General features: G+C 66.1%; 19 protein-coding genes. 17 read left to right on the top strand and 2 right to left on the bottom strand.

The features are described 5' to 3' along the window. On the top strand, window positions 1-201 hold a 201-nt coding region (locus tag BI49514_RS03815), incomplete at its 5' end, for a transposase (RefSeq protein ID WP_145996177.1). Here the strand turns inward: BI49514_RS03815 and BI49514_RS03810 are convergent. Next, on the bottom strand, window positions 189-485 hold the full coding sequence (locus BI49514_RS03810; protein WP_180954350.1) for a hypothetical protein: 297 nt from the start codon (window positions 483-485) through the stop codon (window positions 189-191). The genes BI49514_RS03815 and BI49514_RS03810 overlap by 13 nt on opposite strands. Before the next feature lie 122 nt (window positions 486-607). Then, window positions 608-1,960, bottom strand: coding sequence for a DUF349 domain-containing protein (locus tag BI49514_RS03805; protein ID WP_101544420.1), 1,353 nt, complete (start codon window positions 1,958-1,960; stop codon window positions 608-610). A gap of 119 nt (window positions 1,961-2,079) precedes the next feature. Between BI49514_RS03805 and BI49514_RS03800 the strand changes: the two genes are divergently transcribed. The 16 genes from BI49514_RS03800 to nusB all read left to right on the top strand — a co-directional run bounded on the left by BI49514_RS03800 (window position 2,080) and on the right by nusB (window position 19,734). Next, window positions 2,080-2,724 carry an MBL fold metallo-hydrolase gene (locus tag BI49514_RS03800; protein WP_101544418.1) on the top strand — a complete coding sequence of 215 codons (645 nt, stop codon included), beginning with the start codon at window positions 2,080-2,082 and terminating at the stop codon, window positions 2,722-2,724. Between the two features lie 149 nt (window positions 2,725-2,873). Then, the gene (gene hisS, locus BI49514_RS03795; protein WP_101544416.1) at window positions 2,874-4,208 is read left to right on the top strand and encodes a histidine--tRNA ligase; all 1,335 of its coding nucleotides are present in this window, start codon (window positions 2,874-2,876) and stop codon (window positions 4,206-4,208) included. Between the two features lie 58 nt (window positions 4,209-4,266). Continuing rightward, window positions 4,267-6,051: an aspartate--tRNA ligase gene (gene aspS / locus BI49514_RS03790; RefSeq protein WP_101544414.1), complete on the top strand. Its 1,785-nt coding sequence runs from the start codon at window positions 4,267-4,269 to the stop codon at window positions 6,049-6,051. Beyond that, on the top strand, window positions 6,051-7,454 hold the full coding sequence (locus tag BI49514_RS03785; RefSeq protein ID WP_101544412.1) for a replication-associated recombination protein A: 1,404 nt from the start codon (window positions 6,051-6,053) through the stop codon (window positions 7,452-7,454). Before aspS ends, BI49514_RS03785 begins: the two co-directional genes overlap by 1 nt. A gap of 5 nt (window positions 7,455-7,459) precedes the next feature. Then, a complete protein-coding gene (locus BI49514_RS16485) occupies window positions 7,460-8,416 on the top strand; it encodes a hypothetical protein (protein ID WP_180954349.1) in 957 nt (318 codons plus the stop codon). Continuing rightward, window positions 8,406-9,047, top strand: coding sequence for a 30S ribosomal protein S4 (gene rpsD, locus BI49514_RS03775; RefSeq protein ID WP_420808560.1), 642 nt, complete (start codon window positions 8,406-8,408; stop codon window positions 9,045-9,047). Before BI49514_RS16485 ends, rpsD begins: the two co-directional genes overlap by 11 nt. Before the next feature lie 447 nt (window positions 9,048-9,494). Beyond that, on the top strand, window positions 9,495-12,149 hold the full coding sequence (gene alaS / locus BI49514_RS03770) for an alanine--tRNA ligase (RefSeq protein ID WP_101544409.1): 2,655 nt from the start codon (window positions 9,495-9,497) through the stop codon (window positions 12,147-12,149). After that, on the top strand, window positions 12,146-12,622 hold the full coding sequence (gene ruvX / locus BI49514_RS03765) for a Holliday junction resolvase RuvX (protein ID WP_101544406.1): 477 nt from the start codon (window positions 12,146-12,148) through the stop codon (window positions 12,620-12,622). Before alaS ends, ruvX begins: the two co-directional genes overlap by 4 nt. Next, the gene (gene mltG / locus BI49514_RS03760) at window positions 12,619-13,755 is read left to right on the top strand and encodes an endolytic transglycosylase MltG (protein WP_101544405.1); all 1,137 of its coding nucleotides are present in this window, start codon (window positions 12,619-12,621) and stop codon (window positions 13,753-13,755) included. Before ruvX ends, mltG begins: the two co-directional genes overlap by 4 nt. Window positions 13,756-13,758: 3 nt before the next feature. After that, entirely contained in the window at window positions 13,759-14,682 is a 924-nt protein-coding gene (locus BI49514_RS03755; protein ID WP_101544401.1) for a shikimate dehydrogenase family protein, read from the top strand. 37 nt (window positions 14,683-14,719) lie between these two features. Beyond that, the gene (locus tag BI49514_RS03750; protein ID WP_167443948.1) at window positions 14,720-15,475 is read left to right on the top strand and encodes a prepilin peptidase; all 756 of its coding nucleotides are present in this window, start codon (window positions 14,720-14,722) and stop codon (window positions 15,473-15,475) included. 10 nt (window positions 15,476-15,485) lie between these two features. Next, window positions 15,486-16,685: a chorismate synthase gene (gene aroC, locus BI49514_RS03745; RefSeq protein WP_101544397.1), complete on the top strand. Its 1,200-nt coding sequence runs from the start codon at window positions 15,486-15,488 to the stop codon at window positions 16,683-16,685. Next, window positions 16,682-17,320, top strand: coding sequence for a shikimate kinase (locus BI49514_RS03740; protein ID WP_101544395.1), 639 nt, complete (start codon window positions 16,682-16,684; stop codon window positions 17,318-17,320). The genes aroC and BI49514_RS03740 overlap by 4 nt, the downstream gene beginning before the upstream one ends. Before the next feature lie 173 nt (window positions 17,321-17,493). Next, the gene (gene aroB, locus BI49514_RS03735; protein WP_101544436.1) at window positions 17,494-18,615 is read left to right on the top strand and encodes a 3-dehydroquinate synthase; all 1,122 of its coding nucleotides are present in this window, start codon (window positions 17,494-17,496) and stop codon (window positions 18,613-18,615) included. Between the two features lie 147 nt (window positions 18,616-18,762). Next, window positions 18,763-19,323, top strand: a complete 561-nt coding sequence (efp, locus tag BI49514_RS03730) for an elongation factor P (protein WP_101544394.1) — start codon at window positions 18,763-18,765, stop codon at window positions 19,321-19,323. Further along, window positions 19,324-19,734, top strand: a complete 411-nt coding sequence (gene nusB, locus BI49514_RS03725) for a transcription antitermination factor NusB (protein ID WP_039207417.1) — start codon at window positions 19,324-19,326, stop codon at window positions 19,732-19,734. The last annotated feature ends 84 nt before the right edge of the window (window positions 19,735-19,818 follow it).

Genomic DNA, 19,818 nt, shown 5'->3' with positions numbered 1-19,818 from the left:
ACGTTGAAGCGTCGAGCTGCTGATGTGCTCGCGTTCTTCACCCGACCGGGAACGTCGAACGGTCCCACTGAAGCGATCAACGGCAGACTCGAGCATCTACGCGGGTCCGCGCTGGGATTCCGCAACCGCACGCATTACATCGCGAGGTGTCTGCTCGAGTCCGGTGGCTTCAGACCGGTTCTACACTCTCAATTACGATGAGCCTCGAAACCGTCATCGGCGATCCACCGGCGCCTGGGCAGCGTGATGAAGCTCAGCGGAGCGGGAGCCCTGCCGAGTCCGCGGTGCACCCACCAGGCGCTGTCGTGGGAGAGCGCGAGCCCGGGCGGGATGAGCGAATGCAGGGCGGCCATCCGCTCAGCGGGGGTGAGGATCGCACCCTTGCGCACCCAGGTCGATTCGGTCAGTCGGATGAGCAGGCCGTCGAGGGTGAGCTCGGTGAGCTGCTCGTACCCGAAGTCCCGCAGATGAAACAACGCCTCCATACCCGAACTATCGTCGGATGTGGAGGCGGTGACAAGACTTCGGTGAGCGCCTGTGGACAGGTGCTGACTCGAACGTGAGAAGCTGTGGACGAGCGCCTCAGCCTCAGCCGAGCACTGCGGTCTCAGTCGAGTTCTGCGGCGGTCTGGGCGAGCTGATCCCGCCAGGCGCGGCGAGCGTCGAGAGCTTCCTGCGCTTCGGCGACGGACTTCTCATCTCCGCCGGCCTTCGCGGCCTCGAGCTTCTTCTCGAGGTCGACGATCGACTCGTCGAGCTGACTCAGCGCACCCGAGGTGCGGGCCTTCGTCTCAGGGTTGCTGCGCTGCCACGCGGCTTCCTCGGCATCGGCGAGCGCGCGTTCGACATCGCGCAGACCGTTCTCCATCCGCGAGACATCGGCGCGAGGGACCTTCCCGGCGTCCTCCCACTGGTCTTGGATGGTGCGCAGCTCGCGCTTGGCCGCCACCGGGTCGGTGATCGGCAGCAGCGCCTGAGCCTTCTTCAGCAGCTCTTCCTTGACGACGAGGTTGCCCTTGAACTCCTCGTCCAGAGCGGCATTCTCGGCATCGCGGGCGGAGAAGAACACGTCCTGTGCTGCACGGAATCGTGCCCAGAGCGCATCATCGTCCTTCCGCGAGGCACGCGGTGCGCGCTTCCACTGGCTCATCAGGTCCTTGTACTTCTGCGACACGGTGCGGAAATCGGTCGAGGCCGACAGCGACTCCGCCTCGGCGACGATCTTCTCCTTGATCCGCTTGCCCTCGGCATTGACCTTGTCGAGTTCGGCGAAGAACTCCTTGCGCTTGTGTTCGAAGGTGTTCCGAGCCTGTGAGAACCTGCCCCAGAGTTCCTGATCGACGGCACGCGGTAGGCGGGGTCCGCTGCGCTGCATGTCCTTCCACTGGGCGAAGAGCTCGCGCAGGCGAGCGCCCGACTGCTTCCACTGGATCTTCGACGGGTCCTGCTTGGCCAGGGTCTCGGCCTCGACGACGAGAGCCTCACGATCCTCGGCAGCGGCCAGTTTCGCGGCCTGCGCCCGGGCCGCCTGACGGGACTCCGTGGCCTCGGCATCGGAGATGAGTGTGTCGAGAGTGGCGCTCAGCCCCTTGAGATCGCCGACGACGTTGGCTTCCGGCAGTGTTTCCTGCAGCGTCTTCGCCGCAGACACGACCTCACGGCCGGGAGCGCCGGCGGAGAGACGATTGCGCAGCAGGACCGCGCTCTCGGCGAGTTCGACGTACTTCTTCGCGAAGTACTCGAGAGCCTCCTCAGGAGTGGCGTCCGGGTACTGACCGACGGCACGTTCGCCCTCCGGGGTGGTGACGAACACATTGCCGTCCGCATCGGCACGACCATGTGTCACCGCGCGAGCCACCTCGGCGTCGTGGTCGATATGGCTGGCATTGACCACCTGTGCCGCCTGCGGACGCGGCAGCGACGACGGACGGGGGGTCGGCTTCGGTGTCGGGGTCGACATGGTTCTCACCTTGTTTCCATCGGTCGAACCGGCAGGTCATTCCACCCGCCGATCACTCGATTGTGGGATAGACGTTATCCCAGCATAACCATCGGCGGGCGTGTAGATAGACTTTGCACATGGATGTGTTCTCGACCAACGCCGAATTCCTCGACGTCAACTGCTATGCCGTGCGTGCAGACAGCTCCAGCGACTGCATTCTCATCGACTCCGGATACGACTGCACCCCAGGCCTCGAGAAGCTGCTCAGCGAAGAGGGACTCGAACCTCAGGGGATCTTCCTCACCCACGGCCACCCCGACCATATTCTGGGCCTGACCAACGTGCTCGCCCGCTGGAACGTGCCCGTCCACCTCGGCGCCGCCGACCGGTACCGCCTGGAAACGCCGGCCACAACGCTCAACCCGCAGTTCGCGGCAATGCTGGCCCCGCTCGTCGCAGACTGGAACGCCCCGGCAGTCAATGACATCAAAGACGGGCAGAGCTTCGAGATCGCCGGACTGACCATCACCGCAGTCTCCGCACCCGGGCACACGGAAGGTTCCATGCTGCTGCGAGTGAAGGACGGGGAGGAAGAAGTCATCTTCACCGGTGACGTCGTCTTCGCCGGAGCCATCGGCCGCGTCGACCTCCCCGGGGGAGACCCCCAGGCGATGGCCGGATCCCTGCGGGCCTTCGCGACACTGCCGGACGTGCCGATCTATCCTGGACACGGCCCTGCATCTCGCGTGAGCACAGAACTCGCGACGAATCCGTTCTTCTGAGGACTGAGCGACCGAAGTCTCGGGTGTTCCTGTCTGAGGCGGCCGCGCAGTCTCGGACGGCACCACACTTTTCAGACCTCACCCGATAAACACCACACGATTCAGCGGCGCCGCACGGCGCCGCATCCGCACCGAAAGCAAGGAGCACCATGGCGAAGTCAGCCCGTCTGTCCGGATTCCCGGAACGACTCCCGGCCGAACGCGTGATCGAGAAGACCATCATCGACACCCTCGAACACACCTTCGCCCTGCACGGGTTCTCCGCCCTCAACCACCGCGCCGTCGAACCGATCAGCCAGTTGGCCAAGGACGGCGAGATCGACAAGGAGATCTTCGCCGTCTCCCGCCTCCACTCCGAGGGCACCGAACGCAACCCGCTGGGACTCCACTTCGACCTCACGGTGCCCCTTGCCCGCTATATCGCCGATAATGCGAACGAGCTGAGCTTCCCGTTCAAGGCCGCTCGCGTCCAGCCCGTCTGGCGGGGCGAACGGCCGCAGGCCGGTCGCTACCGGGAGTTCATCCAGGCCGATATCGACGTCATCGCCGATGGGGAGCTGCCCGGGCACTTCGAGGTCGAGATCCCCCTGGCCGTGGCCGATGCGTTCTCCCGTCTCGCCCCGCTCGGCGTGCCCGGAATCAAGATCGTCGTCAACGACCGCAGACTGCTCGAAGGATTCGCACGGGGAATCGGACTGACGAACATCCAGGCCGTGCTGCGCTGCCTCGACAAGTACGACAAGATCGGTCCGGAAGAGGTCGGCAAGCTGCTCGCCTCCGAAGCCGGAGCGAACGATGAACAGCAGCAGCTGTGCCTCAAGCTCGCCGCCATCGAATCCGACTCCCCGGACTTCGCCGACGAGGTGCGCGCCCTCGGCGTCGACCACCCCCTGCTCGAAGCCGGACTCGAATCGCTGACGACGCTGCTGCGAGCCGCAGCCGTTCGCGCACCCGGAGTCGTCGTCGCCCAGCTCAAGATCGCCCGCGGCCTCGACTACTACACGGGCGCGGTCTACGAGACCCAGCTGATCGGCCACGAGGAGCTCGGTTCCGTATCCTCCGGCGGGCGCTACGACTCGCTGGTCGCCGTGGGGAAGAAGAACTATCCCGGGGTGGGCATGTCCATCGGCGTCTCCCGCCTGATGGCATTCATCCTCGGCGAGACCTCGGAGATCCGCGCCACCCGCGGTACCCCTTCGGCCGTCGTCATCGCCGTCACCGAGGAGGCCCGACGGGCTGACGCCGACGCCGTGGCCGCGACGCTGAGGTCCCGGGACATCCCGTGCGAAGTCTCGCCGAACGCCGCGAAGTTCGGCAAGCAGATCCGCTACGCGGAACGCCGCGGCATCCCGTTCGTCTGGTTCACCGACGGTGAGTCCGGCCACGAGGTCAAGGACATCCGCTCGGGAGACCAGACCACGGCCGACCCGGACACATGGACGCCCGCGGAAGACGACCTGTGGCCCCGCGTGTACCGGAGCTGAGCGCGGGGCGACTATCATTGTTCAGGCGCTAGACCACAACATCACAAAGGAGCCCTAGGTGCTGCGAAGCCACGAAGCCGGAAGCCTGCGAGCCGCGAACGCAGGAGAAACCGTCACCCTCACCGGGTGGGTCGATCGTCGTCGCGATCACGGAGGTGTGGCCTTCATCGATCTGCGCGACGCTTCGGGGATCGTGCAGGTCGTCGTCCGTGAGGACGATGCCCACCAGCTGCGCAACGAAACCGTCGTCAAGGCCACCGGCACCGTGTCGGTGCGTCCCGAAGGCAACACGAACCCGAACCTGCCCACCGGCGAGATCGAGATCATCGACACCACCGTCGAGGTGCTCTCCGAAGCAGCGGCCCTGCCGTTCCAGGTCTCCGACCATGCCGAGGATTCCGGCGCCGTGGGCGAGGAGACCCGTCTGCGCTACCGCTACCTCGACCTGCGCCGTTCGGGCCCGGCCAAGACGATCCGTCTGCGCTCCGATGTCAACAAGGCCGCACGGTCGGTCCTCGACGCCCACAGCTTCGTCGAGGTCGAGACTCCGACCCTGACGAAGTCGACTCCGGAAGGTGCCCGCGACTTCCTCGTCCCGGCCCGCCTCAAGCCCGGCTCGTGGTACGCCCTGCCGCAGTCGCCGCAGCTGTTCAAGCAGCTGCTTCAGGTCGCCGGCATGGAACGCTACTACCAGATCGCCCGCTGCTACCGGGACGAGGACTTCCGCGCCGACCGCCAGCCGGAGTTCACCCAGCTCGACATCGAAGCCTCCTTCGTCGAGCAGGAGGACATCATCGCTCTGGCCGAAGAGATCCTCACCGCGCTGTGGAAGCTCATCGGCTACGACATCACCACGCCGATCCCGCACATCACCTACCACGAGGCGATGGAGCGCTACGGTTCGGACAAGCCGGATCTGCGCTTCGGCCTCGAGCTGCACAACCTCACCGAGTTCTTCCAGGACACCCCGTTCCGCGTCTTCCAGTCGCCCTATGTCGGCTCCGTCGTCTACCCCGGCGGCGGCTCGCTGCCCAGGCGTCAGCTCGACGGCTGGCAGGACTGGGCCAAGCAGCGCGGGGCGAAGGGCCTGGCCTATGTGCTCATCGGCGAAGACGGAACCCTGTCCGGTCCGGTGGCCAAGAACATCTCCGATGAGGAGAAGGCGGGACTCGCCGAGGCAGCCGGTGCGCAGCCGGGCGATGCGATCTTCTTCGCCGCAGGTGAGGCGAACCCCTCCCGTGCCCTCCTCGGCGCCGCCCGCAATGAGATCGCCGAACGCACGGGTCTCATCAAGGACGGAGACTGGGCCTTCGTATGGGTCGTCGACGCACCCCTGTTCGAATCGGCCGCCGAAGCGCAGGCCGCCGGAGACGTCGCCGTCGGCGGCGGACAGTGGACGGCTGTCCACCACGCCTTCACCGCTCCGAAGCCCGAATTCCTCGACTCCCTCGAAGAGGACCCCGGCGCGGCACTGGCCTACGCCTACGACATCGTCTGCAACGGCAATGAGATCGGCGGCGGCTCGATCCGCATCCACCGCAAGGACGTCCAGGAACGCGTCTTCAAGATCATGGGCATCTCCGCCGAAGAGGCCGAGGAGAAGTTCGGCTTCCTCCTCGAAGCCTTCAAGTTCGGCGCACCCCCGCACGGCGGCATCGCCTTCGGCTGGGACCGCATCGTGTCACTGCTGGCCGGCGTCGACTCGATCCGTGAGGTCATCGCCTTCCCGAAGTCCGGTGGCGGATTCGATCCGCTGACCCAGGCACCGGCCCCGATCACCGACGCTCAGCGCGCCGAGGCCGGAGTCGACTTCGAACCGGAAGACGACGACTCCGAAGCCTGATGAGCCAAGAACCCAATCTGTTCTCCGACGGCCCGGACCAGGAAACACCGGGTCCGGGCTTCGCCGGTTCCTCCGGGGCCTCCTCGGGCAGGGCCCTGGATCCGCTTGCGGTGCGGATGCGTCCCCGGACCCTGGACGAGGTCGTCGGTCAGGAGCACCTGACCTTCGCCGGGTCCCCGCTCAACCAACTCGTCGAAGCCAGCGGGGGAGACCGGGCGGGAGCCTCCTCGGTGATCCTGTGGGGCCCGCCCGGAGTCGGAAAGACCACGCTGGCCCATGTCATCTCCCATGCTCCGGGCCGCACCTTCGTCGAGCTCTCCGCCATCACCGCGGGCGTCAAGGACGTGCGCCAGGTGATCGAGAGCGCCCGCCGCGAACGGGAGATGCACGGCCGGACCACCGTCCTCTTCCTCGACGAGATCCACCGGTTCTCGAAGGCCCAGCAGGATGCCCTGCTGCCGGCGGTGGAAAACCGGCTCGTCGTGCTCGTGGCCGCCACCACGGAGAACCCGTCGTTCTCCGTCATCTCACCCCTGCTGTCGCGGTCGCTCATGCTCACGCTGCGTCCGCTCGACGACGAGGCGGTCGGCAATCTGCTCGACCGTGCCGTCGAATCCGATCGCGGGCTGGCCGGACAGTTCACCCTCACCGAGGAGGCCCGGAACTTCATCGTCCGCATCGCCGGAGCCGACGCCCGCCGATCACTGACCGTCCTCGAAGCCGCCGCCGGAATCGCCGCCGCGCAGTCGGAGGAGGCAGGCGACGAACCGATCGAGATCACCGAATCCGCGTGCGCCGAGGCGAGCAGCGAAACCGTTCTGCGCTACGACAAGAACGGCGACCAGCACTACGACGTGGTCTCCGCATTCATCAAATCCATCCGCGGATCCGATGTCGACGCGGCCCTGCACTATCTCGCGCGGATGATCGTCGCCGGTGAGGACCCGCGCTTCATCGCCCGTCGCGTCGTCATCTCCGCGGCCGAGGACATCGGCATGGCCGACCCGCAGGCGCTGCCGATCGCCGTGGCCGCCTCGACCGCCGTCCAGAACATCGGCATGCCCGAAGGGCGGATCCCCCTCGCCGAGGCGGTCACCTACCTCGCGCTGGCTCCGAAGTCGAACGCGAGCTACCGCGCCCTGGACGCCGCGATCGCCGATGTGAAGAACGGACTCGCCGGAGAGGTGCCGATGCATCTGCGCGACGCCCACTATCCGGGGGCGAAAGAGCTCGGCCACGGTGAGGGCTACAAATACTCGCACGACTATCCGCACGGGGTCGCCGATCAGGAGTACCTGCCGGAGTCGCTGCGAGGCAAGCGCTACTACTCTCCGACCGGCAACGGAATGGAACGCAGTATGGCTGAGAGGCTCGAGAATCTCAGGCGGCTGCTGCGACCCTGACAGCTGTGGAGCAGACGCGGTTCCTCCTGCACGTCTTCGGCTTCACCGCCTTCGCGGGACTGCAGCAGGTTTCGGACAGCGGAGTCGTCCTGCTGCTGTTCACGATCGGACTGAAATTCGATCTGCGCTCCCTGTACCAACCCGAAGCCCACGGCCCCGCTGCGCTGCACATGGTCACGGTGGTCCTCCTCGGTGCCGTGACGATCGGAGCTGCCGCTGCCATCGGCATCACCATCGCAGGCGAAGAGCCGCCGAGCCCCGCGGCGTTCGCGCTCGTCCTGATCGTTCCCGTGGTCTGGGTGCTGCGACGGCTCCTCGACCGCGTCGGACGCGGTGAGCTGCTCGCCCTCTTCGGCGTCTTCGTGGCCTCCGGGCCCGGCTACGTCGCCTTCGCATCAGTCGGCATCCACGGCGACCTCGGACTGGGGATGATCGGCTCCTCCCTGGCGAACGCCGACAGTCTCCAGATCGTCGCGAAGCTCGACGCGATCCTGCCGGATGAGAACGAGAGCCGGCTGCGGGCGAACGATCGGCCGCTCGACACCGGAGATGCGGAAGTCGTCGTGCTCGGCATGGGTCGCACCGGTCGCGGAGCCTGCGAGCGCTTCGTCGAACGCGGCGACGGCAGCGTCGTGGCCGATGCCGCCATCGCCACGAAGACGACTGTCGGCAGTGACAGCGATGCTTGCGGCTGTGACAGCGATGCTTGCGGATCGGTCGGCCGGCAAGGGCAGACGGTTCGCCTCAGTCGGCAAGATCACAGCGGCGAGGCCGCCGATCGGCTTTGCGACGGGCGGTGTGCACCCGCTAAGATTGACAGCTGTTGTGCCTGCACCCTAAAGGCGGTCGGTGCGAGCGGATCTCGACGCTCAATCCCTCTTTCCCATCCGGGGAAACAACAGTCGCGTTCGGGGCGAGAACCGCAGAGGCCCACCGCGGCAGAACACATTGATGAAAGGTAATACAGTGCCAGCACCAGCACGTAATCGCCGCATGACGCGCCTCTCGCGCGCCCTCGGCATTGCTCTGACACCCAAGGCCGAGAAGTACTTCGAGCGTCGCCCGTACCCTCCAGGTGAGCACGGTCGCGCCCGTCGTCGCAACGACAGCGACTACTCGGTCCGCCTCAAGGAGAAGCAGCGTCTGCGCGCGCAGTACGGCATCCGTGAGGCCCAGATGCTCAAGACCTACAAGGAAGCCAACCGTCTGCCCGGTCTGACCGGTGAGACCATGGTTGAGCTCCTCGAATCGCGTCTCGACGCCCTCGTCCTGCGTGCGGGCTTCGCCCGCACCATGGCCCAGGCCCGTCAGTTCGTCGTCCACCGTCACATCACGGTCGACGGTCAGCGCGTGGACCGTCCCTCCTTCCGCGTGAAGGAAGGCCAGACCATCCAGGTGCACGAGCGTTCGGCTTCGATGGATCCGTTCCAGGTCGCCGCCGCCGGTGGTCACAAGGACGTGCTGCCCGCAACGCCGGGATACCTCAACGTGAACCTCGAGGGCCTGCAGGCAACCCTGCTGCGCACCCCGAAGCGCGAAGAGGTGCCGATCACCTGTGACGTTCAGCTCGTCGTCGAGTTCTACTCGCGCTGATCTGCTGAACACAGCGCATCGCGCCACCGCAACTGCCCGGGACCGCACGGTTCCGGGCAGTCGTGCATTCATCCCGGCGAGTGTGCCTTCGCATTGGGCAGTCGTACAGCGACCTCAAGCACGCCGACGGCGTATCGCAGCTGCCATGGCGAAGGCTGTGTTGTCACATCCTCCTCTGAAATGACCACTTTCCTCCCTGGGCATTTCAGAGAAAGGTGTACCGAACCGCCGGACAGGACCGGGAATGACGTGCCGACCCGGGAGCGGCCTGCCGGGAGGCAAAAGCGCGGCGGATTCCGGGACCGAACTCCCCGGCACGCCGCGCCACATCGCATATTGCGGCGGAGCCATTAAACTGGTCCCTGTTAAGTGCGGGTACGCACGAGTAAGTGTCGCGCCGGGCTGATCAGCCCGGCGGTGCACAGGCAATATCTGAAAGGCCTTGGATTGAAGACGGCAGAGATCAAACAACGCTGGTTGGACTACTTCGAAGCGAACGGGCACACCGTGGTCCCCTCGGCGTCGGTGATCAGCTCCGATCCGTCCATCCTGTTCAACATCGCGGGAATGGTCCAGTTCATTCCCTACCTCACCGGCAGGGAGCCGGCCCCGTTCAACCGTGCCACCAGCGTCCAGAAATGCGTGCGCACCGGAGACATCGAAGAGGTCGGCAAGACGACCCGCCACGGCACTTTCTTCCAGATGAACGGCAACTTCTCCTTCGGCGACTACTTCAAGCGCGATGCCATCAAGTTCGCCTGGGGACTGCTGACGACCCCCGTCGCCGAGGGCGGCCTCGGCTTCGACCCGGACCTGCTTTGGGCGACAGTGCACGAAGACGATACAGAGACCATCGACATGTGGCTCGAGGAGACCTCCGTTCCCCGTGAGCGCATCCAGCTGCGCGACAACGAGGACAACTATTGGCACACCGGCCAGCCCGGCCCTGGCGGCTACTGCTCGGAGATCTACTTCGACCGCGGCCCCGCCTACGGCGTCGACGGCGGACCCGTGGCCGATGAAGACCGCTACATCGAGATCTGGAACCTCGTGTTCATGGAGTTCGAACTCTCCGAGGTTCGCTCGAAGGTCGACTTCGACGTGGCCGGCGAGCTGCCGGCGAAGAACATCGATACCGGCATGGGACTCGAACGTGTCGCTTTCCTGCTCCAGGGCGTGGAGAACATGTACGAGATCGACGAGGTCTTCCCCGTCATCGAGGCTGCCAGTCGTCTGGCCGGCCGGACCTACGGCGAGGACGAGCACGCCGATGTGCAGCTGCGCGTCGTCGCCGACCATGTCCGTTCGGCCCTGATCATCATCGGCGACGGGGTCCGGCCCGGCAACGAAGGCCGCGGCTACATCCTCCGCCGCCTGCTCCGCCGTGCCGTGCGTGCCATGCGTCTGCTCGGAGTCAAGGAAGAAGTCCTGCCCGAGCTGCTGCCCGTCTCCATGCAGGCCATGAAGCTGTCCTACCCGGAACTCGAAACCGACTTCGACCGCATCTCCCGGGTCGCCTACGCCGAGGAGAAGGCGTTCCTGCGCACCCTCGAATCCGGCACTCAGCTGTTCGCCAATGCCGCGAAGTCACTCGACGGCGCGGACAAGACCATCAGCGGGGACATCGCCTTCGCCCTCCACGACACTCATGGGTTCCCCATCGACCTCACTCTCGAGATGGCCTCCGAAGCCGGACTGAGCGTCGACGAGGCCGGGTTCCGTGAGCTGATGAGTGAACAGCGCACCCGCGCCAAGGCCGATGCCAAGGCGAAGAAGGGCGGCGGCCACACCGACCTGTCCGCATATTCGGCGCTGCTGGACGAAGGTGCCAGCGAATTCGTCGGCTATGACCGACTCGAGTCCGACTCCCGCGTGCGCGGAATCGTCGTCGATGGGGTCTCCGCCGAGGTGCTCACCGCCGGTCAGAGCGGCGACGTCGTCCTCGACCTGACCCCGTTCTACGCAGAATCCGGTGGTCAGCGCGCCGACGTCGGCCTCATCTCCGGCCATGGCTTCACCGCCCGGGTCAGCGACGTGCAGAATCCGGTCAAGGGACTGCCCGCCCACCGGGTCGAGGTCATCGACGGAGAGCTGCGCGTCGGCGACGAGGTGCTCGCCGCCGTCGACCACGACCACCGGTTCCAAGGCGCACAGGCCCACACCGCCACCCACCTCGTCCACGCTGCGCTGCGCGAGATCCTCGGCAGCCACGCCGTGCAGGCCGGTTCGCTCAACCAGCCCGGATACATGCGCTTCGACTACTCGTTCCCCGAAGCCCCGAGCACCCAGATGCGGGCCGAGATCGAAGAGGTCGCGAACCTCGCGGTGCGCTCGAACTACGAAGTCGGGACTGAATACATGTCCTTCGACGACGCAAAGAAGTCCGGTGCCATGGCGCTCTTCGGCGAGAAGTACCCGAACGTCGTGCGCGTCGTCGACATCGGCGGACCCTTCTCCCGCGAACTCTGCGGCGGCACCCACGTCGGAGCCTCCGCGGAGGTCGGCCCGATCTCCGTGCTCTCCGAAGCCTCCGTCGGCTCCGGAGTCCGACGCATCGAAGCCGCGGTCGGCATGGACGCCTTCCGGTCCCTGGCCGCCGAACGGACCATCGTGTCCTCGCTCTCGGAGATGCTCAAGGTCCCCGGCACCGATGTCACATCACGCGTGTCCGACCTGATGAGCAGGCTCAAGGACGCCGAGAAGGAGATCGCTCGCCTCAACGCCCAGCAGCTGCTGGGCTCGGCCGGGAAGTTCCTCGATGAGGCACAGACCGTGGGCCAGACGCTGTTCGTGCAGGCCGAACTCGGCGACATCGCCAATGCCGGAGACATCCGCACACTGGTCACCGACCTGCGCAACCGGGTCGCCGACCGTCAGGCGGTGATCTTCGGCATCGGAGTCAGCAGCGGAAAGCCCGTCGTCGTCATCGCCACCACCGAGGCGGCCCGCGCCGCCGGTCTGCAGGCAGGAAAGCTCGTGTCGCTGGCCTGCGGAGAACTCGGCGGCGGAGGCGGCGGCAAGCCCGACCTCGCCCAGGGCGGGGGCAGCAACCCCGCGGCGATCCCGTCAGCCATCGCGGCGGTCAAGGCAGCCATCCAGTGAGTTTCCGCCGAGGTCGCCGGCTGGGTCTCGACATCGGTTCCGTGCGGATCGGTGTCGCCTCCAGCGACCCCGACGGGATTCTGGCCACCCCGCTCACCGTCGTTCGTCGAGCGGACGAACCGGCGGCGCTGCGGCAGCTGCGCGACATCGTCGACGAATACGAACCCATCGAACTCCTTGTGGGCGACCCGAAGTCCCTCGACGGCGCCGCCCGCGCCGCAGCCACCTCGGCGTTGGAATTCGCCCGCAGGATCGCCGCGGCCACCGGCACACCCGTCCGTCTCGTCGACGAACGATTCACCACCGTCGAGGCCCACCAGGCTCTCGCCGCAGCCGGGAAATCGTCACGCCAGAGACGCGAGATCGTCGATGCCCAAGCCGCCGTGATCATCCTCCAGAACGCCCTCGAGTACGAACACAACACCGGTGTCCCCGCCGGCCGTGAGATGCCCGACGAGGAGAACGACGTATGAGCCCGATCACCGAAGAGTTCTCGACCGACGAAGGACTGTCCCGCGCGGAGATCCGTGCGAAGAAGCGGCGCAGGATGATGCGTCGGCGACGGACGACGACGATCGTGATCATCTGCATCCTCGTCTTCGGCATCGGAGGATTCTTCGGTGTGCGCGCGGCCGGGGGAGTCTTCGACGACCTGTTCGGGCCGAAAGGCGACTACGAGGGTCAGGGCACGAACGAGGTCTCGATCGAGATCGCACCCGGATCCTCGGCCCGCACCGTGGCCAATCAGCTCGTCGAAGCCGGAGTGATCATGAATTCCGAGCCCTTCCTCGACGAGATCGAACGCCGTGAGGCGACCATCCAGGCGGGAACCTGGACGATGCGGGAGAAGATGAGCTCGAAGGCCGCGGTCGAAGCGCTCATCAACCCCATCGCCCCGCCGAAGATCACGGTCGCCGAAGGCAAACAGGTCGAAGAGATCAAGGCGATCATGATCGAATCGGGGATGAACGCCGACGAGGTCGACAAAGCCCTCGACGACAAGACCCCGAAGGACTACGGACTCGAGATCGAAGCACCGAGCCTCGAAGGGTATCTGTACCCGGCGACCTACGACCTCAACAAGCAGAAGACCGCCGAGGACATCGTCCAGGAGATGGTCGACAAGACCGAGTCCGAACTCGACGAACTGGGAATCGAGAGCAAGGACGCCAACCGCATCCTCACGCTGGCCAGCCTCGTGGAGAAGGAATCCCCGGGAGACCCCGAGGTGCGCTCGAAGGTGGCAAGGTCCTTCCTCAACCGCATCTCCGGCAAGTCGCAGACCGGAGGACTGCTCCAATCGGATGCGACCGTGGCCTATATCCACGGTGCCCGTTCCGACCTGACGACGACGAAGAAGGAACGCCAGTCCGACTCGCCGTACAACACGTACAAGAAGAAGGGGCTGCCGCCCGGGCCCATCAACTCGCCGAGCAAGGGCGCCGTCGAAGCCGCGCTCGATCCCGCCGACGGGGACTGGCAGTTCTTCGTCGCGACGAACCCGGACACGGGGGAGACCAAGTTCGCCGACAACTACAAGGACCACAAGAAGAACGTCGAGATCTACCGCAAGTGGCTGCGCGAGCACAGCAAGGACGACGGATAGCCGGTGAGGATACTTGCCGCAGTGCTCGGTTCGCCGATCGCACACTCGAAGTCCCCGCTGCTCCACCGCGCCGCCTTCGCAGCGTTGAACATGGAATCCAGCGAGTACTCCCGGTACGAACTCGGGGCCGATGAGCTCGAGGAATTCCTCGACTCCCACCCCGATCACACCGGCTTCTCTCTGACGATGCCGTTGAAGGACCGACTCGTCACACTCGCCGCCGAACGGGGGTGGAACCTCGACGAGACGGCGACATTGACGGCAGCCGGCAATACGATTGTGCGCCGCGGCGGAGACGTTCAGGTGGCGAACACCGACGTCGAGGGCATCGTGCGTGCCATCGCCCCGCACCAGGAATCTGGACCGTCCGCGTCCGGTGGTGGTGCGGGAGCCGGTCGGGCGACGATCCTCGGCGCCGGAGCCACGGCCGCCTCGGCGCTCGTGGCCTGCCGCGATCTCGGGATCGCACACGTGGACTTCCGCGTCCGCAGCCCGGACCGTGCCCGCCGGGTCCTCTACTTAGCCGAGCGGATCGGTCTGACCGCCTCGGTGGGAGACCTGACCCGGATCGGTCCATCGGAGATCGTCATCTCAACCCTGCCCGCCGAGGCGGCGCCCGACCCGATCTGGGATGACTTCTTCGCCCCCGGCGCGATCGCCCTCGACGTCGCCTACGCCGCCGATTCGACCTTCCTCGCCGCGGCTGCCGCACACGGTCTGCGCCCCGTCGCGGGAACCGCCATGCTCGTCGAACAGGCCGTCGCCCAGTTCGAGCTGTTCCTCGCCGCAGCCAGGGCCGACGACCCAACCACGACGGAGACCCTGCCGACGTCGGAGACCCTGCCGGCAGCAGACGAACTGACCGCGCGGGTCACGGCGGCCATGTACGCAGCACTCGAGATCCCGCCGGTCCGGGCGCAGGACTGAACCAGCGATCGCGATGGACACCGGAGTGTTGCACGGGATGACCATTTGTCTCACGGTTCTGGCCGCTCTTGCCAGTGGCCTCTTCCTCGCCGCAACCCCACGGGCCTGGCTCAACGACGCCTCGCACCTGCAGCGGTGGCGGGTCTCCAGATGGGCACGTGGTCCGGGTCCGGTAGTGGGCGGCGTCATCATCTCCGCAGGAGCCGCCGTCGTCTTCACCCTCACTGTGCTCGCACCACTTGAGACCGGGTGGAGTGCCTATGCGCCGCTGAGCGAGACGACGTTTGCCCCAGGCCGGCCGAACCCGGCCGATCGCATCGTCTCCGCCCTGCTGCTGGGTCTCACAGCAGGCGCCACATCATTCCTCGTCACCGCGGATGTCAGCGTACGCAGGCTGCCTGATCGGATCGTCATCCCCCTGTCTCTGGTCGCCCTCGGACTCATCATCACAGGGTCTGTGCTCGGAGCGCTGCCGATGTGGTTCGCGTCATTCTTCGCAGGACTCATCGGCCTCGTCTTGTTCACGGCTGTGCACCTGATGGGTCGAGCGCTGCGGGCACGGACGATGGGGCTCGGGGACGTCAAGCTCGCGTTCGTCGTCTTCGCCGTGCCCGGTCTCTTCGACCCGTGGGCACCTGCCCTCGTGCTTGTCGCCATGGTGCTCATCAGCGGAGTCTGGGCGCTCATCGGCGCGATCCGGGCCGGTCGGGTGCGCGGGGTGACCATCGCCTTCGGACCGGCCATGCTTTCCGGCATGTGGCTCGGGTGCCTGTTCGCCCCAATACTTTTGTAGAATCGGTGGAATGTTGAGATGGCTGACTGCAGGCGAATCCCACGGCGAAGCGCTGACCGGGATCATTGAGGGGCTTCCGGCCCATGTACCGATCACCAGGGACGATATTCGTGCGAGCCTGGCTCGCCGCCGACTCGGCTATGGCCGCGGCGCACGGATGAAGTTCGAAGCCGACGAGGTGCGTCTCCTCGGCGGTGTCCGCCATGGGCAGACCTTGGGCTCACCGGTGGCGATCGAGGTCGGCAACACCGAATGGCCGAAGTGGGAATCCGTGATGAGCCCGGATCCCGTCGACGCGTCCGAGCTCGAAGGACTGGCGCGCAACGCCCCGCTGACTCGGCCGCGTCCGGGCCATGCCGATATCGTCGGTATGCAGAAGTACGGATTCGACGAAGCCCGCCCCGTGTTGGAGCGCGCCTCGGCGCGTGAGACCGCGATGCGCGTGGCACTGGGCACGGTGGCCGCGAAGTTCCTCGGCGAACTGGGCATCACCCTCGTCTCCCACACCGTGGCCATCGGCGGCGCCGAACACGCAGCCGATGCGCTGCCCACGCTGCCGACCGCGGCCGATGTCGAAGCCCTCGACGCCGATCCGGTCCGCTGCTTCGACGCCGACCTCTCGGCTGCGATGGTCACCGAGATCGACGCTGCGAAGAAGGCCGGGGACACCCTCGGCGGAGTCGTCGAAGTCCTCGCTTATAACCTGCCTCCGGGCCTGGGCTCCCACGTGCATTGGGACCGTCGTCTCGACTCCCGCCTGGCCGGTGCCCTCATGGGCATCCAGGCGATCAAGGGCGTCGAGGTCGGAGACGGTTTCCTCACCACGAAGCGTCCCGGATCGCAGGCCCATGACGAACTGGAAGTCGGACCCGACGGATTCCGTCGCACGAGCAATCGTGCCGGCGGCACGGAAGGCGGAATGTCCACTGGCGGTCCGCTGCGCGTGCGGGCGGGGATGAAGCCGATCGCCACGGTGCCGCGTGCCCTGGCGACGGTCGACGTCGAAACCGGTGAGGCCGCGAAGGCGAACCATCAGCGCTCCGACGTGTGCGCAGTTCCCGCCTCGGGAGTCGTCGCCGAAGCCATGGTGGCACTGGTGCTCGCCGAAGCCGTCGTCGAGAAGTTCGGCGGAGACTCCGTTGCCGAGACGAAGCGGAACCTGGACGCCTACGTCGCGGCCATTCCGGAGAACCTCCGCATCGGACGATGAACCACACCCCGCTGCCCAAACCGGTTCCGCCCTTGGAACCGGCCCCCGCCGCGCTCTCGCGCATCGTGCTCTCCGGTCCGCCGGCGGCAGGGAAATCGACGATCGGTCGGCTGCTCGCCGACCGGCTCGGCCTGCCGCTGACGGACACGGACGCGAACATCGTCGACAAGTACGGGGTCATCTCGGAGATCTTCGTCGAACGCGGCGAAGATCACTTCCGACGCATCGAACGCGAGGTTGTGCGCAGAGCGCTGCGTCGTCTGCTCGATCGTCCGGGAATCGTGTCCCTGGGCGGAGGAGCGATCCTCAACCCCGGCACCCGAGCTCAGCTGCGACACCCGGCGATCAAGGTCGTGCACATCGATATCGATGTCGACACCGTGTCCCAGCGGCTGACCGCCCCGCACCGACCGCTGCTGCGCGGTGCCGGCAGCCCGGTGGAGAACTGGCTGGCCCTGGTCAACGAACGCGAACCGCTGTACGAACAGGTCGCGACCTTCCGGGTCCAGGCCTCGAACTCACCACCGTCGACGGTGGTCAACCGAGTCGTCGACGTCCTCACCGGTCTGCAGCGAGCCGAGGAGTACGCGAAATACGCCGATCCCGACGACGACGGATCCGGTCAGCCGCGCTGAGCACGGCCCCGGCGGTGAGACGCCTGCGACCACATCGGTCCACCCGTTTCGCCGCCGGGAGCCTGTCAGGGCTAGGCTGGATCCGGCCCGCGGAACAGGTGGCTCGGCTCCGAGCACTCACCGGGCGGCCGAGCCCTTGAGAGAAGACGATGAACGATCAGGAAGACGGACGAATGAGCCTCACACGCATCAATGTGGACGCCGGCGGGACCTACCCCGTCCTCGTCGGCCGGGGACTGCTCGGCGAACTGCCCGAGCTGCTCGGAAACCGCGTCGAGAAGGTCCTCGTCATCCACCCCCGCGCCCTGCGCACCACCGGTGAGACCGTTCGCGACGACCTCGCCGCCGCCGGTCTCGAAGCCGTGGCCGCGGAGATCCCCGACGCCGAAGAGGCCAAACACGTCCAGGTCGCCGCATTCTGCTGGCAGGTCCTCGGCCAATCCGACTTCACCCGCACCGACGCGATCATCACCGTCGGCGGGGGAGCGGTGAGCGACCTCGGCGGTTTCGTCGCCGCCACCTGGCTGCGCGGAATCAAGGTCATCCACATCCCCACCACCGTGCTCGGCATGGTCGATGCCTCCGTCGGCGGCAAGACCGGGATCAACACCGCCGAAGGCAAGAACCTCGTCGGCTCCTTCCACGCACCCGCCGGTGTCCTCGTCGACCTCGACACGCTCGGGACCCTGCCGGAGAACGAACTGTTCACCGGCCTCGCCGAGGTGGTGAAGACCGGATTCATCGCCGACCGCGCGATCCTCGATCTCGTGTCGAACCATTCGAAGGACGAGATCGCCGATGTGCACGGCCCCGTGCTGCGCGAACTCATCGAACGCTCGATCCGGGTCAAGGCTGAAGTCGTCTCCGGAGACTTCAAGGAGTCCGGACGCCGGGAGATACTGAACTACGGCCACACCCTCGGCCATGCGATCGAGCACAAGGAGCGCTACCAGTGGCGCCACGGTGCCGCCGTATCGGTGGGCATGGTCTTCGCCGCCGAGGTGGCTTCGATGATCAAGAGCCTGCCCTACGAAGTCGTCGACCTCCACCGTGAACTGCTCGGCAAGCTCGGACTGCCGGTGGGCTACCGTTCCGACGTGTGGCCGCAGCTGCTGGACACGATGAAGAGAGACAAGAAGGCCCGCGGAGCGATGCTGCGGATGGTGCTGCTCAGCGACATCGGCGAACCGAGCACCGTCGAGATCCCCGACGCCTCCATCCTCTTCACCGCCTACCAGGAGATCGGCGAGGATTCGCCGACGGTTCCCCTCGGCATCGGCCTCGGCCTCGACTGACCCCGCCCGGATGGAAGCGTCCCGCTGGGCTTGCTAGACTTGCCCAGTGGCGCGTTCGTCGACCCCGCACCTCGGGGTTCTCCGGCGCGTCGTGCCGACTGCGATCACCATTCGGTGATCAGGACTGAACCGAAGAAGGACGAATTAGTGGCGACAACGAACGACCTGAAGAACGGCCTTGTGCTCAACCTCGACAACCAGCTGTGGCAGGTGCTCGAATTCCAGCACGTCAAGCCCGGAAAAGGACCGGCCTTCGTCCGCACCAAGCTGAAGAATGTGATCTCCGGCAAGATCATCGACAAGACCTTCAACGCCGGCACCAAGGTCGAGACCGCGAATGTCGACCGCCGCGATATGCAGTACCTCTACCATGACGGCACCGACTACGTGTTCATGGATGCCAAGGACTACGACCAGGTCAACATCTCCGCAGACCTCGTCGGCGACGCCGCGAACTACATGCTCGAGAACCAGGATCTGCAGATCTCCTTCCATGAGGGCACCCCGCTCTCTGTGGAGCTGCCGCCCTCGGTGGAACTGACCATCACCCACACGGAACCCGGACTTCAGGGCGACCGTTCGACCGGCGGTTCGAAGCCCGCAACCCTCGAGACCGGCTACGAGATCCAGGTGCCCCTGTTCCTCGAAGAAGGCGTGAAGGTCAAGGTCGACACCCGCAGCGGCGACTACCTCGGTCGCGTCAAGTAAGTGGCGTCCGCACGTACCCGAGCCCGTCGCCGGGCTCTCGAGCTGCTCTTCGAAGCCGGGCAGCGTCGACTGGCCATGGACGAACTCGTCACCATGCGGTCGAACGATCCCGACTACCCGATGAAGGAATACGCGGTCGAGATCGTCAAGGGCATCACCGAGAAGCAGGCGGAGATCGACGAGATCATCTCCACCTACTCAGAAGGCTGGACCCTGGATCGGATGCCGGCTGTCGACCGATCGCTGCTGGAGATCGGAACCTGGGAGATGCTGTTCAACGACGAGGTTCCCGACAAAGTGGCCATCGACGAAGCAGTGTCTCTGGCCAGACAGTTCTCCACAGATGACTCTCCCGGCTTCGTCTCCGGGCTGCTCTCCCGCATCCTCGACGTCAAACCGACACTCATCTGAGGCGGCGGGTCCGCACTCCGGACCCGCCCGCCGGTGGGCGCCCCACCGGGTCTACAATCGAATCGAACCACTCCTTTAACCACC

This window comes from Brevibacterium iodinum ATCC 49514, assembly GCF_900169265.1.
Lineage (GTDB): Bacteria > Actinomycetota > Actinomycetes > Actinomycetales > Brevibacteriaceae > Brevibacterium > Brevibacterium iodinum.
Note: the sequence above shows the minus strand (reverse complement) of the source record. Positions and strands in the feature narration are given on the sequence as shown.

Excerpts from the sequence above, each read along its gene's own strand:
- BI49514_RS03810 (WP_180954350.1), bottom strand. The coding sequence starts at position 485 with ATGGAGGCGTTGTTTCATCTGCGGGACTTCGGGTACGAGCAGCTCACC.
- BI49514_RS03805 (WP_101544420.1), bottom strand. The coding sequence starts at position 1,960 with ATGTCGACCCCGACACCGAAGCCGACCCCCCGTCCGTCGTCGCTGCCG.
- BI49514_RS03800 (WP_101544418.1), top strand. The coding sequence starts at position 2,080 with ATGGATGTGTTCTCGACCAACGCCGAATTCCTCGACGTCAACTGCTAT.
- hisS (WP_101544416.1), top strand. The coding sequence starts at position 2,874 with ATGGCGAAGTCAGCCCGTCTGTCCGGATTCCCGGAACGACTCCCGGCC.
- BI49514_RS03785 (WP_101544412.1), top strand. The coding sequence starts at position 6,051 with ATGAGCCAAGAACCCAATCTGTTCTCCGACGGCCCGGACCAGGAAACA.
- rpsD (WP_420808560.1), top strand. The coding sequence starts at position 8,406 with ATGAAAGGTAATACAGTGCCAGCACCAGCACGTAATCGCCGCATGACG.
- mltG (WP_101544405.1), top strand. The coding sequence starts at position 12,619 with ATGAGCCCGATCACCGAAGAGTTCTCGACCGACGAAGGACTGTCCCGC.
- BI49514_RS03750 (WP_167443948.1), top strand. The coding sequence starts at position 14,720 with ATGACCATTTGTCTCACGGTTCTGGCCGCTCTTGCCAGTGGCCTCTTC.
- aroC (WP_101544397.1), top strand. The coding sequence starts at position 15,486 with ATGTTGAGATGGCTGACTGCAGGCGAATCCCACGGCGAAGCGCTGACC.
- BI49514_RS03740 (WP_101544395.1), top strand. The coding sequence starts at position 16,682 with ATGAACCACACCCCGCTGCCCAAACCGGTTCCGCCCTTGGAACCGGCC.
- aroB (WP_101544436.1), top strand. The coding sequence starts at position 17,494 with ATGAGCCTCACACGCATCAATGTGGACGCCGGCGGGACCTACCCCGTC.